This window comes from Nonomuraea jabiensis (genome assembly GCF_014204795.1).
GTDB classification, from domain to species: Bacteria; Actinomycetota; Actinomycetes; order Streptosporangiales; family Streptosporangiaceae; genus Nonomuraea; species Nonomuraea jabiensis.
In genome coordinates this window covers 3,421,421-3,436,106 of the sequence record NZ_JACHMB010000001.1, presented here as the reverse complement: position 1 = coordinate 3,436,106, position 14,686 = coordinate 3,421,421, and the positions used below count along the sequence as shown (strand labels likewise).

Below are 14,686 nucleotides of genomic sequence, written 5' to 3'. Positions count from 1 at the left end.
CGGGACCGTTTGCCTGTGTTCATGGGGGATATCCGGGCTCGGTGTCGGCGACGGCCGCGGCGGATATTCGTACTGCGGGCAATGAGTAGGCCCAGGGTGGTCGTACTTCTACGGTGATCTGAACCTTTGTGGTTTCCGTGTCGCGGGTTACGGCTACCTGCGCCCCCGGGCGGGTGGCCGTACGGGCTCGGGTGATGACCTGGTCGAGAGGCTCACCCCTGGCCGCGGCTCGTGCTGCGGCGCGGGCCGCGTCCACGCACTCGAGGTGGACGCTGACAGCCTGGACGGCCCATAGCGCGGCTGCGAGGACGACCATGAGCGCGGGCAGCATCGCGGCGGTCTCGGCCGTGACCGAACCCCGCGATGCCGACCGCTTCCTGCCCAAGGAGGTCCGCGCTTGGCGGACGGTCATCCGGTGGCGGTGTTGAGTGCTCGATCGATGAGGGACTTCAGCATTTCCTGGACCTCTGGGCTGCTCACCACTTTGAACAAAAGTGCGGCGAAAGCGCAGGCCGCAATCGTGCCTACTGCGTATTCGGCCGTGGACATGCCGCGCTCACGATTGACTGTCGCGTAATGAAACCATCTGTTGTGCCGAGCCGGAGCGGGGTGGGTGGCGTGCCCGATCGGGGCCGGCTCGGGTGATCCGTTTCGTGTGCCAGGCGACGTCGAGGCTTCCCTCAGAGACTTGGTCGAGGTTTCCCTTGCCGGCCGGGCGGTGTGCGTAGTGGCTTCTGCGGCGGTGTTGAGGACTGACGGGGCGCTTCGGGTGATGCGGGTGCGGCCGAGTGAGAACTTGCTGAGTGTTTTGTTGCTCGATGTGGTGTGACTGGATGCTGGGGTGGCTTTGATGTCGTCTGGCGTGGTGGCGGGACTGTGCATCGTGCCTCCAGGTGGCGCTCGGAGCCGGGGTTTGTCCGGCGGGTGCCCTTAGGTTGGCCGAAGCCGGGTCGCGACAGATGGACCGAACGGCGTTCTGTGGATGAGGGACTTCCGCAGCCCGGCGTTGTGGATGAAGCGTCTCGGTGCGGATTAGGGCGTGGAGGTGGGACCCGGAGAGCGCCATTGGAGCCTGGAGGTCACGTAGAGGGCTTGGAGACGGCCTTGCGGCATAGAGGGAGTGCCCAGGCAATGCGTTGCGCACGCGGAGGCGGCGTTGCGGAATGCTCAGGTGCGACACTGCCCGAGCGCTGCCGGCGCTCGGAGACGACGCTGCCCAAGCGTTGCCTGGTCGTTGGAGGCTGCCGTGCGGCGTCGCCATGAGGCGTACATTGTTACCATGGTAACAGTGGAACGCGTACAGACAGGTCTGCGGCTCGAGAAGAACGTGCTCAAGGTGCTCAAGGGACTGGCCGAATACCTCGACATCTCGTTGGGTGATCTGGTGGAGGGCATCGCGCTGCACTCCTTCGACGGCAAGGCGCCATTCACGCCCGCAACCCTGGACAAGATCGAGCAACTCAAGGCTGTGTACGGCTTGACGCTGACATCCGCCGACGCGCATCGGCTGACCGAGCGATGAGTGGCGCGCAATACACGCTCACCGGACGGCTGGCGGTCGCGCTGCCGCCGGTGGAAGCATTTACGCTGTTCACACCGCGCGGGGAGGAGCAGTGGGTGGCCGGGTGGCAGCCCCGTTTCCCGGTGAAGGCCGATGACGACTCCGCCCCTGGCACGGTCTTCGAAACCGGCGCGCACAGCGAGCGGACCATCTGGGTGGTGGTCGAGCGCGAGCCTGGACGGCGCGTCTCGTACGCCAGGGTCACACCCGGTTCCCGGGCCGGGACCGTCACCGTCGAGGTGGACGTGGATGGGCAGGGCGGCAGCACGGTACGGGTCACGTACGCTCTGACCGCGCTCACGCCAGAGGGCGAGGGGCCTCTGCACGAGTTCGCCGAGCGCTATCCGGACTTCCTGCAGTCGTGGGAGGAGGAGATTGCGCGCCACCTCGGGTCCCGGCCGCCGAGCGCGGCCGCCCAGTCGTAAACGGGCGCGGCTCTGCGCGCAGACAGCAGGGCTTCACGGTGTCGGCGCGGTCTCCGGTGGATGGGTCTCTTGCTCATTGACTTATCCGGCGCAGAGCCTTCTCGTTGTCGATCTTCGACGCGCTGGCAGGCCACGGATTGGCTGCTTTCTCTCCATTTCTGCCAATTATGAGTTATTTGCGGCTGCGGCCGGGGGGCCCGAGCATCTCCTGCGGGAGAAACAACATCAGCTTGCGTATGAAGAACTACACTCTTGCTGCACGCGAAGATGACTGTCATGGGTGTGGACTTTCTGTCATCGTGGACTTACACAGCCAAATCCGGCCCGTCACCAGACCCTACAATCTGTCTGAGCTGGCACAAAGGCAGGAATTCATGGACCTAGAGGCACAAATCCTCGAGCTGCTGTTGCACCTGCGCACGCTCAAAGCGGGCCAGTGCCGCAGCAGCGACGGCACCCCGACCAACATGGCCCAGTTGAAGGCCGAGATCAGCAACGTCCAGATGGAGATAAAGCAAGACCTCGCCGCTCTTGGCGGCGAGGGAGACGAGATCGCAGCCCTTCGACGGCGTATGAACGAGCACTTCACCTCCCACCGACCGCGAGGCTGCAAAGACCCCGGTCACGATCGAGCGCAATGATCGACTGACGACACGGACGCAATGGCTTGCTGAACCCGGCATACGGCTTGGCCTGATCTCTCCGATCTGTACCAAAAGCTCAGGCCATGCTTGATACGGGGGTGGTGACGTTGGTGGGCTGCCCATTCGGCAGCGGGTTGCGCGGGCAGGATGCTTCGGCGGTCGTGGCCTCGGCGGACTCGATGGGGGTGGGTGGTGTCAGGCGGCCTGGATTGGGCGTTTGCCTGGATGGCCTTGTGTTATCGATCGCAAGGCTCGGTGCGGGGTCGCAGGTGTCGCCCCTCGTTGGTGGGCATCGATCCCGTCGTCCAGGGGGAGCTCAGAAGAGGGGTGGGGCCGTGTGGGCGTCGCTCGGTGTGCTGAGTTGACTTGATGTTGAGGGCTGATTTTCGCGAGCCCGGGCTTGGCAAGGGTGATTCTTCGGCCCTTCGTGATCCGCTTGTCCGGGAAACGTACAAGCTTCAGGGGATGATGATCGTGGAGGCCAGGCCGGCTATTACGGGGATGATTCCCAGCAGGACGAATGCTGGGAGGAAGCAGAGGCCGAGGGGGGCTACTGCTTTTACGCCGACGCTTCTGGCTGAGGCGACGGAATCGGCTCTGGCGGCTTCTCGGGCGTCGTCTGCCAGGCGGGTAAGGACATCCGCTACCGGTGCGCCGCTCTGAGCCGCTCGGCTCATGGCTCGGGAGAGCTGGGCCGTGGCTGGGTCCTTGGCGAGCGTGGCCCAGGTGGGATCGGGGTCGGCGCCCAGGCGCAGTTGAGTGCTGACCCATTTCAGCCGCTGGCCGAGGGGGCCGCCGATCGCGTTGGCGGCGATTTCCGTGGCGTCACTCACCGGGCGGCCGGCGAGCAGGCATGCGGTCATCAAGTCGGCGGCGAAGGGGAGGTCGGCGGCGATTCGGCGGCGGTCGTTGTGGGTCTGCTGGGGTTGTTTCCTGTGGAGGAAGGCTGCGGCGGCTGGGGTGATCAGGAGGCCGGCGATGGTTCCGGGGATGCCGCCGATCAGGAGTGCGGTGAATAGGCCGGTGCAGGTGGCGATGGTGATCGTCTTGCCGGTGATGCGGGTCGGAGGCGAGTCTTGCCAAAGTGGCCCGTCAGTGGGGGCTGGCGTTTGCTGGTTTGGATGTGGCTCTTGAGGGTGGGGCTTGGCTGGCGGGCGCAGTCGGGAAAGGCGCTCGGCCGGGGTTTGAGGAGAGAACCACAGCCATGTGGCCAGGCCGGCGAGGAAGGCAGCGAGCCATTCGAGCATTGGGCGGGTCCGATCGGATCAGTGTGGTGTGGCTTGGTGATGGTGCGCTCGGTGAGTGGCCGACTTGGTGGCTGGGGGACCTGGCGGGTGGCGGGCTTGGGGCGTAGCGCGGGCTTGGTAGGCGGCGGGCCGGTGAGTGGTGGGTTGCTGCGCCGGCGGATCTGAAGGGTGGCGGGCTCGACCCGTAGTGGGCTCGGCCCGTAGTGGGCTCGGCCCGTAGGGGCTCGGCCCGTAGGGGCTCGGCCCGTAGGGGCTCGGCCCGTAGGGGCTCGGCCCGTAGGGGGCTCGGTGGATGGCGGGCTTGGTAGGTGGCGGGCTTGGTAGGTGGCGGGCTTGGTAGGTGGCGGGCTTGGTAGGTGGCGGGCTTGGTAGGTGGCGGGCTTGGTAGGTGGCGGGCTTGGTAGGTGGCGGGCTTGGTAGGTGGCGGGCTTGGTAGGTGGCGGGCTTGGTAGGTGGCGGGCTTGGTAGGTGGCGGGCTTGGTAGGTGGCGGGCTTGGTAGGTGGCGGGCTTGGTAGGTGGCGGGCTTGGTAGGTGGCGGGCTTGGTAGGTGGCGGGCTTGGTAGGTGGCGGGCTTGGTAGGTGGCGGGCTTGGTAGGTGGCGGGCTTGGTAGGTGGCGGGCTTGGTAGGTGGCGGGCTTGGTAGGTGGCGGGCTTGGTAGGTGGCGGGCTTGGTAGGTGGCGGGGTTGCGCGTGGCGGGGTTGCTGCGTGGCGGGCTCGGCGCGGAGCGGGCTCAGTGGATGGCGGGCCTAGCGGGTGGCGGGTTGCTGCGTAGCGGGCTAGGGGCGTAGCGGGCTCAGCGGATGGCGGGCTTGGTAGGTGGTGGGCCTGGCGGGTGGTGGGCTTGCTGCGTGGCGGACCTGGTGAATGGCGGGCTGGTGAATGGCGGGCTCGGTGCGCGGGGCATGGTGGGGCGCGTGTTCTGCTGAGGGCCGGTTCCGCTGGGGTGCCGAGGTGTGCGGCTGGTTGCATGAGGTGGGGGTTCGGAGCCGGGCGGCGGTTCCGAATGGGCGAACTTTTTGATGGCGATGCCGTTGGGCCAGTTCCGCGTAGGTGGCGGTGCTGTGTGGTGGATGGGTGAGGCTCCGGTTGGTGTGGGTTCCACTTTTGGGGTTGGGTTTGGGTTGCTGGTTGGGGTCTTGGTTAGGTTTGCGCTTGGGTGGCCATGTGGTTGGTCCACCACAGGCCGCAGGCGTCGAGGGCGATGCCTGCTATCAGGCACATGAGGCCGGGGAGGCTGCCCAGGAGGAAGTCCAGAGGGTGCATGTTGAGGGCGGCGGCCATGAGGAGGCCGAGGGCCGGCAGTACGGCCAGGAGGCGGGCTGTGGTGCGGGGGCCCGCGAGTTGGGCGGCGACGTCCTGGCGGTGGGCTTGGGCTGCGCGTAACGTGCTCGCGACTCGCTCGACCAATGCGGCCAGGCCGGCCCCTACCGTGACGCCTACTTCCCAGCAGGCTGCCAGTTGGCGGAGGCCCTCGCCACCCTCGGGTGGGGCCGATGAGGTGAGGGCTGCGGAGACGTCGCCGCCGTCTCTTGCCGCGGCGATGACCGGGCGCAGGGTTTCTGCGGCCGGGAAGTCCACGGAGGCGATTGCCCTGGTCAGTGCTTCTCCTGGGGTGCGGCCGGCTGACAGCTCTGCCGACAGGGACTGGCACAGCTCGATCGATGCGTGGCGCCAGAGCTGCGCGCGGCGGGCGGCGGTGGGGCGGGTCAGGCGGGTGGTGAGGGATGTCCAGCGGGGTTTGTCCCTGCCTGTCACCAGCCTGGTCAGGCGGGTGGTGGGGGTGTCTGGGGCTGTCCACAGCCATACTGCGCAGGCTGTGGACAGAGTTGCTATGAGGGCGCCGGTCATCGCGTGGCCTTGGGGCTGGGAATCATGGCTGGGCTCTTCGGGAGAAGGAGTCGTAGGCGGGGCCGGGTCGGGAGTTACCCGTCGGGTCGAAGGTCAGGGCCGGGGTCGACTCGACGAAGCCGGCTGACGTTCTGGAGAGCAGGCAGATCTCGGCTATGCGGCGTCGGCCGTCCGGGCGGCCGCGGGTGAGGTGAATGACCGCGTCTAGCGCCGCGGCCAGCTGGCTGTGTACGGCTTCCCTGGTCAGGCCTGCTGCGCAGCCCAGTGCTTCCAGGCGAGGGGGTACGTCGGCGGCGGTGTTGGCGTGAAGGGTGCCGCAGCCGCCTTCGTGGCCTGTGTTGAGGGCGGCCAGCAGATCCACCACCTCGCTGCCTCTGACCTCCCCGACCACCAAGCGGTCCGGGCGCATGCGCAGCGCTTGGCGTACCAGGTCGCGCAGGGTCACGCCGCCCGCGCCCTCGAGGTTCGCCGGACGGGTTTCCAGGCGGACGACGTGGGGGTGGAGGGGGCGGAGCTCGGCTGAGTCCTCCACCAGGAGCAGGCGTTCGGCCGGGTCGGCGAGCGAGAGCAGGGCTGACAGGAGTGTCGTCTTGCCGGTGCCCGTGCCGCCCGTCACCAGGAACGCCAGCCTGGCGGACACCATGGCGGTCAGCACCGGGATGGCGGATGGGGTGATCGTGCCCGCCGACACCAGGTCGTCCAGGGTGAACGTACGGCGGGGCGGTAGGCGTAGCGAGATACAGGTGCCGCCGGACGCCACCGGCGGAAGCACGGCGTGGAGGCGGATGCCGCCGGCGAGTCTGGCGTCGACGTACGGGGAGGCGTCGTCGAGTCTTCTGCCCGCGACGGAGGCCAGGCGCTGGGCCAGCCGGCGTACCGCCCCGTCGTCCGTGAAGGTCACAGAGGTACGGCGTAGGCCGCCGCCATCGTCTATCCACACCTCGCGTGGGCCGTTGACCAGGACGTCCGTCACGTCTGGCCGGGCCAGGAGCGGCTCCAGAGGGCCGGCGCCCATGAGGTCGGCGCAGAGGGCCCTGGCCACCGCGAGGATCTCCGCGTCGCCGTACACGGATTTCTCGGCTCGCAGGGCCACTGCCACCTGGGCGGCGCTGGGCTCCACGCCCGCTCTGGCCAGGCGTACGCGGACTGCTTCGACCAGTTCCTGGGACACGGCTCCTGCGGATGCGGGTGGTTGCGGGGCGGTCATGTCGGGAGGAGGTCTCGTAGGAGTGTGCTGCACAGGGCGCCCATCACGGTGCGGGGGCCCAGTTTGGGCAGCTCGCCCCGGTTGAGGGTGGCGGTGAGTCTCGGCTGGTCGGGCAGGGTGCCGGCGGACGGGATGCCCAGGGCGCCCGCGGCCATGTCGTCGTCCACCACGCCTGGGCGGAGGATGGCGCGGATGTCCGAGGTGTGCTTGCGGGTCTCGCCCAGCACCTGTACGGCCGAGAGGATGCCGCGTACGTCGGCCGTGGCCACCATCAGCGTGGTCTTCGCTCTGGTGAGGGCCTCGATCGCGGCGGGGTCGAGGTGGCGGGGGAGGTCGACGACGATCAGGTCGAAGCCTCGCTGGCCCGCCTCGAGGACGGAACGCATGGCCTGGGCGGGGATCGCCGCCACCTCGCCTCTGTGGAAGGAGAGGACCGCCAGGTCGCCGAACGACGGCAGTGCGGCCTGAAGCGCGCTGGAGTTGATCCGGCCCTCTCTGGCGACCAGGTCTCCCCAGCGGGCGCCCGACGCCTCCTCGTGGCCCAGCAGTGCGTCTATGCCACCGCCCAGCGGGTCGGCGTCCACCAGCAAGGTACGGAGGTGGTCGCCCGAGGCACGCAGGGACAGGCACGCCGACAGTACGCTCGCGCCTGCCCCGCCTCGGCCGCCGATCACGCAGATCACCGATCCTGAGCGGGGGTCGGGCTCCATGGCGTCCGCCAACCGCTCCACCAGGTGGCGCTCGTCGGTTGGGAGGGTCACGACGGCCTGGGCGCCTACGGCCACGCATTTTCGCCAGGTGTCCGGGTCGTCGGGGGCCCGGGTCACGAGGAGGACCTGATCTCGGGTGGGGGGTGAGCTCGCGGCCACGGCGTCTGCCTGGTCGGCGCCTACTGCTATCAGGGGGGCCAGGTTCCAGAACGGGCGGGCGTGGGCGGGGATGTGGGCCACGTCGAGTTGGGCGCCTGCTGCGGCGGCTATGCGGACCAGGTCGTCGAGGAGCGCGTGGTCTTCGGTGATGACGAGGGGGCGGTGCATGTCGGCCTCTCGGGGTCGGGTCGGGAGGCCAACCTTGCTGGAGGTGGGTGGGTTGGGGAGAGGGTGAACGGGATTCTGGGGATTGTTGGGCGGGGGTGTGGCCGGTCTGTGGATAAGTGGCCTGGTGGCTGGAGGTGCAATGGGGGCCGTGGTGCTGGTCGCGGGGGTGGGGTGGCGTGGGTGCCGGCCGCGTTGTGGCGGGTATGCGCTCGGATGCGACTGGGGACGCCAGGATGCTCGGGTGCGGGTGCGCTGGGTGCCAGAGTGCTCAGGCGGGGGCGGTCGAGTCTCGCAACGGCGGCGGTCGGGGTCGGGTCGGAGTGCACGAATGCGGCGCGGTGGTTGGGGCTGCTGTGGTGAAGGGAGTGGTGACGGGTGGGCATCCTGAGAGGCGCTGCGGGTGGCTGCGGCGGTAGCCGGTCCAGTCGCAGGGCTGCTCGGCGAGAGGCTTCTCGCAGGAGGTCGCGATGGGGGCCGGTGTCCGTGGGTGGGCACGGGTGATGAGGAACGCTCGGCTGGACGCGCTCTGCGGAACCGTGATGGCGAGAGGCCGATCCGTGGGAGAGCGCGGACACGGCAAGTGCTCGGTGAGAGGCGCGGTGGCAGGCGCGCGCTGCAGGAAGGCACCGAAGTGGAGGAGACCGTGGAAGGCACGATACGGGGAGGCCCGTAGGGGAGGGAGCCGCGGGAGCCGCGCGGCGGGAAGGCGCCGTAGCGGAGGGGCCGTGGGAGACGCGCTGCGGGAAGGTGCCGAGCAGAGGGGGCAACGCGAGGCACGCTGCGGGAAGGTGCCGAAGCGGACGGGGTCGCGGGAGACGCGCCACGGAGGCCAGCGCAGCGGAGGAGGCGTAGGAGACGCGCTGCGGGAAGGCGCCGCAGCGGAGGAGGCCGTGGGAGGCGGGATGGGGTGAGGGCGACCGGGACGGTGGGGTGCGAGCGGGGGCGGAAAAGGGGCGACCCCCGCCGGGGGGGAGAGCGGGGGTCGCCTGATCGGTCCGGCTCCGGGGGGGTAGAGCCGGTCCCGTTTCAGAAGAAAGCTTTCATCACTTCACCAGAGCCTGGCAAGGGACTGGCAAAGCAACCCCGTGCACGGTCGCTCCAGTTTCGGGCGATACCCCCGTATGCTGCCCGATGGACTCGAGTTTCGTCGAGGAGCAATCTCGCATTTTCGCCAAGTTTTTTGTCCACACCATAACGATCACATAAAGACGGCTACTCTCCGTAGTCATCACAGGTTGGTAACCAGGTCACGGAGGGTGGCGACGGCGAGGTATGCCGGGGCCCGGCTCATAGGCGGGTAAAGGTCTTGGTCGGAGGGGTTCCCATCAGGGCGGATCCGACGTAGAAAGGTCTCACGGACCACTTGTCCGGGCGCATCAGCCGGGTACCCACGCGCGACCAGCCGCGGGAGGCGCGTCGTGACGGGCTTGACCCGCTCCGACGAATAGAGGTGCACGCTTGGTAACCCGGTGTGATGCGCCGGCAGACGGCGTCTCTTGACGGAGACGCCGTCAGCTGTGTCGGGGGTCCGGTCCAACGCTCCCACCTGCGCCTGCGCCCGCGCGACCTCAGCCTCGTTGCATCGCCTCGCAGATGGCGGCCGCCTCGCGCACCCCCAGACTTACTGCGGAGGCACACTGTTGTACCCACTGGGCGACGCCCTCCGGGGTCCCGCTCAGGTACGCGCTCAACCCCCCGGCGTACGAGGCCTGCTCCAGGTGCCCCACCTCCACGGCCACGAGGGACTTCGGGTCCAGGCCGTACTCGACCAGGGTCAGGCGCTCGGCCGCGCGCGCCACGATCCCGTCCGCCGCGCCGAAGGGACGCAGTACGGCCAGCTCCGCGTGTACGACGGCGGCCAGCACGATCGCGGGCGCCTTCGTGGGCCGTTCGAGCAGCCCGAGCAGCCCCTCCATGCGCGTCGCCGTCTCCGAAGCCCCCGGCGCGGGACCGAGCCCCAGCGGGTCCGGCGCCTCGTCGGTCGCCCGCGGACGCCCCAGGGCGGACTGCGGCGCCAGGCCGGCGGCCGCCACCGTGTGCAGGCGGGCCAGCACCTGCCTCGGCGCCGTCCGCCACATCGAGCCCAGGCGGCCCAGCTCCGCCGACGCCCGCAGGGCTCCCTGGACCAGCGGGTCGTGAACCTCGTCCCGGCGCAGCGCGTCGAGGGACACGTCCACGCCCTCCAGGGACGCCGAGGCCCGCGCGCCCCGCAGGGACGACTCCGTCGAGACGGCCGGGCTGGCCCGGCGCAGGACTCGGTGGCGGTACAGCCGGTCGACGGCCTGCCTGGCGGAGTCGACCGCCTCGGGGACGCCGGGGAACTCCGCGATGACAGCCAGTGGGTCACTCACGGAAACCGACCTTACCGGCGGGTACGACCGCTCTCGCTCCACCGGGTGACGACCGTACCAGCGCCTCGGGTGAAGGCGACGCGCGCTCAAAGAGCGAAATCCCGGGGCGGCCGAATATGCGGAACCCTTTATGGGTCCCCACCTGATTTCAGGATGACAACGTTTCAATAGCGGTTGTCATGCGACCTGATAAGCGGGCCCCCATCGGTACAGACCTGTCTAGACCTCTTGTGTGTGGAGGCCGTGAGCTGGTGAAGTGGGACACGACCCTGCAATCTGGCCATAGAAGGAGCACGAGGTGGCCCCGGAGACCCCTGGTAACGAGACCCAGGCGCTGTCCAACCTGCTACAGGAGAATCGCCGGTTCGCACCGCCGGCTGACCTGGCGGCGGCCGCCAACGTGACCGCCGCCGCATATGACGAGGCCGCCGCCGACCGTCTCGCCTTCTGGGAGCGTGCGGCCGAGAGGCTGGCGTGGGCCAAACGGTGGGAGACCACCCTCGAGTGGAACGCCCCCTTTGCCAAGTGGTTCGTCGGCGGCGAGCTCAACGTGGCCTACAACTGCGTCGACCGCCACGTCGAGGAGGGCCGCGGCGACAAGGTCGCCTACTACTGGGAGGGTGAGCCCGAGGGCGACACCCGTACCCTCACCTACAGCGACCTCCAGCGCGAGGTCAGCAAGGCCGCCAACGCCCTCCAGGAGCTGGGCGTGGGCAAGGGCGACCGGGTGGCCGTCTACATGCCGATGATCCCCGAGCTGCCGATCGCGATGCTGGCCTGCGCCCGCATCGGGGCGATCCACTCGGTGGTGTTCGGCGGCTTCTCGGCCACGGCGCTGAAGAGCCGGATCGACGACGCCGACGCCAAGCTCGTCATCACCGCCGACGGCGGCTACCGCAGGGGCAACCCGTCGGCGCTCAAGCCCACGGTGGACGAGGCCGTCGCCGAGTGCCCGCAGGTCGAGAAGGTCCTCGTCGTACGCCGTACCGGCCAGGACGTCGCCTTCGGCGAGAAGGACGTCTGGTGGCACGACCTGGTCGACCGGCAGAGCGACCAGCACACCGCAGAGCCCCACGACGCCGAGGACCCGCTGTACATCCTCTACACCAGCGGCACCACCGGCAGGCCCAAGGGCATCCTGCACACCACGGGCGGCTACCTCACCCAGACCGCCTGGACGCACCACGCGGTCTTCGACCTCAAGCCCGACACCGACATCTACTGGTGCACGGCCGACATCGGCTGGGTGACCGGCCACTCCTACATCGTGTACGGCCCCCTCGCCAACGGCGCCACCAGCGTCATCTACGAGGGCACCCCCGACACCCCGCACCGCGGCCGGTTCTGGGAGATCGTGCAGAAGTACAAGGTCACGATCCTCTACACGGCGCCCACCGCGATCCGGACGTTCATGAAGTGGGGCGACGACATCCCCGCGAAGTTCGACATGTCCAGCCTGCGCATCCTGGGCTCCGTCGGCGAGCCGATCAACCCCGAGGCGTACGTCTGGTACCGCGAGCACATCGGCGGTGAGCGCTGCCCCGTGGTCGACACCTGGTGGCAGACGGAGACCGGCGCCATCATGATCAGCCCGCTGCCCGGCGTCACCGCGGGCAAGCCGGGCGCCGCGATGCGCCCGCTGCCCGGCATCGCCGCCGACGTGGTGGACGACCAGGGCAACAGCGTCCCCGACGGGGGCGGCGGCTTCCTCGTCGTACGCGAGCCGTGGCCGTCGATGCTCCGCACGATCTGGGGCGACGACCAGCGCTACATCGACACGTACTGGAGCAGGTTCGACGGGATGTACTTCCCCGGCGACGGCGCCAAGAAGGACGACGACGGCGACCTGTGGCTGCTCGGCCGCGTGGACGACGTCATGCTCGTCTCCGGCCACAACATCTCCACCACGGAGGTGGAGAGCGCGCTGGTCAGCCACCCGAAGGTGGCCGAGGCGGCGGTGGTCGGCGCGACCGACCCGGTCACCGGCCAGGCGATCGTGTCGTTCGTGATCCTGCGCGGCTCGGCGGAGGAGAGCGACGACATCGCCGCCGAACTGCGCAACCACGTGGCCAAGACCCTGGGCCCGATCGCCAAGCCGCGCCAGATCCTGGTCGTGCCCGAGCTGCCCAAGACCCGCTCCGGCAAGATCATGCGCCGCCTCCTGCGCGACGTGGCGGAGAACCGCAGCATCGGCGACGTCACCACGCTGGCCGACAGCACGGTGATGAACCTGATCTCGGAGAAGCTCCCGTCCGCCAAGTCCGAGGACTGATCCCCCATTCCAGGCGTATGTCCCGATAAAGGGGGCATACGCCTGGCTCCTGAGACCCTGGGGCGAAGCCCGGCGTGCCCGGCACGGGCGCTATCTTGTTCGATCGGGTAGTTCTGGGATAGCGGGACTGCGCTCGACAAGTTTCGGCGTGTTCGGGGCGCCTGGCTGTCAGCGCGGCTCGGCCTGGCGAAACTGTCGGAAGAGCTCCTGGCGGCGGTGCCGCTTCACACGGTACGCGAGCGTCGCATCGCGCTGGATGATGTTTGACACGGCCACCAGGCCTCGATAGGAGACGTTCATGCCGCAGACTCCCGAGGAAGAATCCCTGGGCTCGCTGGTCGCCCAGGCGAGCAGTCAGATCTCGGACCTGGTCCGCTCGGAGATCGAGCTGGCCAAGGCCGAGTTCAGGTTCGACGCCAAGCGGGTCGGCACGGCGGGCGGCCTGTTCGCCGCCGCCGCCTTCATGGCGCACCTGTGCCTGATCCTCGCCTCGTTCACGATCGCGTTCGTGCTGGCCCAGTGGCTGCCCAACTGGCTGGCCTTCCTCATCGTGACGGTGTTCTACCTGGTGGTGGCGGGGCTGCTGGTGTTCGTCGGGGTCAGGCGGCTCAAGGGGCTGGCCGGGATGAAGCGCACCGCCAGGTCGATCAAGGGGCTCAAGGAGATCGCCACGCCCGAGGACGAGACGCTGCCCGCGGTCCGTCCCGATCGTGAGCCGGTGACACGTGATGGCGCCTGACGAGTCGGTCGTAGAGATCGAGGGCCCCTGGACGCACCGCGCGGTCCACGCGGGCGGCACCCGCTTCCACGTCGTCGAGGCGGGCGAGGGGCCGCTGGTGCTGCTGCTGCACGGGTTCCCCCAGTTCTGGTGGACGTGGCGCAACCAGCTCGTCTCGCTGCCGAAGGCCGGTTACCGGGCGGTCGCGACCGATCTGCGCGGCTACGGCGGCAGCGACAAGCCGCCGCGCGGCTACGACCTGCCCACGCTGGCCGCCGACGCGACCGGCCTGATCAGGGCGCTGGGCGAGACCGGGGCGATCGTGGTGGGGCACGACTGGGGCGGGCTGCTGGCCTGGACGATGGCCGTGCTCGACCCCAAGTGCGTGCACCGGCTGATCGCCGTGTCCGCCCCGCATCCCCTGCGCCTGCGCAAGGCGCTGCTGACCGACCCGTTCGGCCAGCTCAAGGCCAGCCGGCAGTCGCTGGGCCACCAGCTGCCGCTGCTGCCCGAGCACCGGCTCAGGCGCCGCGAAGGGGCCCTGGTGGGCCGGTTGCTCGACGACTGGTCGCGGCCCGGCTGGCCCGATCCCGAGACCGCGCGTACGTACCGCGAGGCGTTCCGCATCCCCGCCGTGGCACACTGCGCGCTGGAGTACCACCGCTGGTTCGGCCGCTCCCAGCTGCGTCCGGACGGCCGCCGCTACGCCAGGGCCATGCGCACCGAGGTCGAGGCTCCCACGCTCCAGCTGCACGGGGCGCTCGACCCGCGCGCCCTGCCGCGTACGGCGCACGGCTCGGGCCGCTACGTGGCGGCCCCGTACCGGTGGCGGCTGCTCGAAGGAGCCGGCCACTTCCCCCATGAGGAGATCCCCGACGTGTTCGACACCGAGTTGCTCGGCTGGCTGGCCGATCCGGAGCCCGAACGATGAGAGACCGCGATCCCGAGGGCAGGCCGCGTAACGCCAGGCCGCGCGACGCGTACGGCAGGCCGCTCCCCTACGGCGAGCCCGGGGTGCCCCGGGTCCCCGACGACTACGCGCCCACCACCGAACAGGCCCTGGCCGACGCCCGCCGCTTCCTCGGCGAGGGCCTGCCGTTCAACGCGCACGAGGTGTTCGAGGGCCGCTGGAAATGCGCGCCGGAGGACGAGCGCGAGCTGTGGCAGGGCCTCGCGCAGATCTGCGTCGGGCTGACGCACCTGCAGCGCGGCAACGGGCGCGGGGCGCTGACCCTCTTCGGCCGTGGAGCAGCCAGGGTCCAGGGATACGGCGGCGCGTACGACGCGGTCGGCAAGGCGGCCTCGGGCTTCGGCCAGGACAGCGACCCCGACGAGGCCGTCGCGGCGATCCTGGACAAGCTCCCCCGCTGACAA

General features: G+C 69.4%; 15 protein-coding genes. 7 read left to right on the top strand and 8 right to left on the bottom strand.

Annotated elements, in window-relative coordinates:
- Positions 1-19: 19 nt before the first annotated feature.
- The gene (locus HD596_RS60390; RefSeq protein ID WP_221519338.1) at positions 20-412 is read right to left on the bottom strand and encodes a TadE family type IV pilus minor pilin; all 393 of its coding nucleotides are present in this window, start codon (positions 410-412) and stop codon (positions 20-22) included.
- Positions 409-882 (bottom strand): DUF4244 domain-containing protein, encoded by a 474-nt coding sequence (locus HD596_RS64770; RefSeq protein ID WP_313044157.1) that lies wholly within the window; start codon positions 880-882, stop codon positions 409-411. Before HD596_RS64770 ends, HD596_RS60390 begins: the two co-directional genes overlap by 4 nt.
- Positions 883-1,288: 406 nt before the next feature.
- Here HD596_RS64770 and HD596_RS15440 point away from each other — a divergent pair, with 406 nt between their 5' ends.
- The 3 genes from HD596_RS15440 (at position 1,289) to HD596_RS15430 (ending at position 2,627) form a co-directional block, all read left to right on the top strand.
- On the top strand, positions 1,289-1,522 hold the full coding sequence (locus HD596_RS15440) for a hypothetical protein (RefSeq protein WP_221519337.1): 234 nt from the start codon (positions 1,289-1,291) through the stop codon (positions 1,520-1,522).
- Positions 1,519-1,986 carry an SRPBCC family protein gene (locus HD596_RS15435; protein WP_185069909.1) on the top strand — a complete coding sequence of 156 codons (468 nt, stop codon included), beginning with the start codon at positions 1,519-1,521 and terminating at the stop codon, positions 1,984-1,986. Before HD596_RS15440 ends, HD596_RS15435 begins: the two co-directional genes overlap by 4 nt.
- Before the next feature lie 104 nt (positions 1,987-2,090).
- Positions 2,091-2,627, top strand: coding sequence for a hypothetical protein (locus HD596_RS15430; protein WP_185069908.1), 537 nt, complete (start codon positions 2,091-2,093; stop codon positions 2,625-2,627).
- A 461-nt stretch (positions 2,628-3,088) separates the two neighbouring features.
- Here the strand turns inward: HD596_RS15430 and HD596_RS15425 are convergent, their stop codons facing one another.
- The 5 genes from HD596_RS15425 to HD596_RS15405 form a co-directional block, all read right to left on the bottom strand.
- A complete protein-coding gene (locus tag HD596_RS15425) occupies positions 3,089-3,877 on the bottom strand; it encodes a type II secretion system F family protein (protein WP_185069907.1) in 789 nt (262 codons plus the stop codon).
- Positions 3,878-5,019: 1,142 nt separating this feature from the next.
- Positions 5,020-5,727, bottom strand: a complete 708-nt coding sequence (locus HD596_RS15420; protein ID WP_185069906.1) for a type II secretion system F family protein — start codon at positions 5,725-5,727, stop codon at positions 5,020-5,022.
- A 22-nt stretch (positions 5,728-5,749) separates the two neighbouring features.
- Positions 5,750-6,934, bottom strand: coding sequence for a TadA family conjugal transfer-associated ATPase (locus HD596_RS15415; protein ID WP_185069905.1), 1,185 nt, complete (start codon positions 6,932-6,934; stop codon positions 5,750-5,752).
- Positions 6,931-7,971, bottom strand: a complete 1,041-nt coding sequence (ssd, locus tag HD596_RS15410) for a septum site-determining protein Ssd (protein WP_185069904.1) — start codon at positions 7,969-7,971, stop codon at positions 6,931-6,933. Before ssd ends, HD596_RS15415 begins: the two co-directional genes overlap by 4 nt.
- Positions 7,972-9,539: 1,568 nt before the next feature.
- Positions 9,540-10,322, bottom strand: coding sequence for a Fic family protein (locus tag HD596_RS15405; RefSeq protein ID WP_185069903.1), 783 nt, complete (start codon positions 10,320-10,322; stop codon positions 9,540-9,542).
- A 298-nt stretch (positions 10,323-10,620) separates the two neighbouring features.
- Here HD596_RS15405 and acs point away from each other — a divergent pair, with 298 nt between their 5' ends.
- Positions 10,621-12,594 (top strand): acetate--CoA ligase, encoded by a 1,974-nt coding sequence (gene acs, locus HD596_RS15400; protein ID WP_185069902.1) that lies wholly within the window; start codon positions 10,621-10,623, stop codon positions 12,592-12,594.
- Between the two features lie 168 nt (positions 12,595-12,762).
- Here the strand turns inward: acs and HD596_RS63755 are convergent, their stop codons facing one another.
- Positions 12,763-12,894, bottom strand: coding sequence for a hypothetical protein (locus HD596_RS63755; protein ID WP_281398242.1), 132 nt, complete (start codon positions 12,892-12,894; stop codon positions 12,763-12,765).
- Between HD596_RS63755 and HD596_RS15395 the strand changes: the two genes are divergently transcribed.
- Genes HD596_RS15395 through HD596_RS15385 form a run of 3 tightly spaced genes read left to right on the top strand, consistent with a single transcriptional unit; the run spans position 12,893 to position 14,683 of the window.
- A complete protein-coding gene (locus HD596_RS15395) occupies positions 12,893-13,333 on the top strand; it encodes a phage holin family protein (protein ID WP_185069901.1) in 441 nt (146 codons plus the stop codon). The two genes, HD596_RS63755 and HD596_RS15395, sit on opposite strands and share 2 nt — an antisense overlap.
- Positions 13,323-14,243: an alpha/beta fold hydrolase gene (locus HD596_RS15390; protein WP_185069900.1), complete on the top strand. Its 921-nt coding sequence runs from the start codon at positions 13,323-13,325 to the stop codon at positions 14,241-14,243. Before HD596_RS15395 ends, HD596_RS15390 begins: the two co-directional genes overlap by 11 nt.
- Positions 14,240-14,683, top strand: a complete 444-nt coding sequence (locus HD596_RS15385) for a DUF309 domain-containing protein (protein WP_185069899.1) — start codon at positions 14,240-14,242, stop codon at positions 14,681-14,683. Before HD596_RS15390 ends, HD596_RS15385 begins: the two co-directional genes overlap by 4 nt.
- Positions 14,684-14,686: the final 3 nt, after the last annotated feature.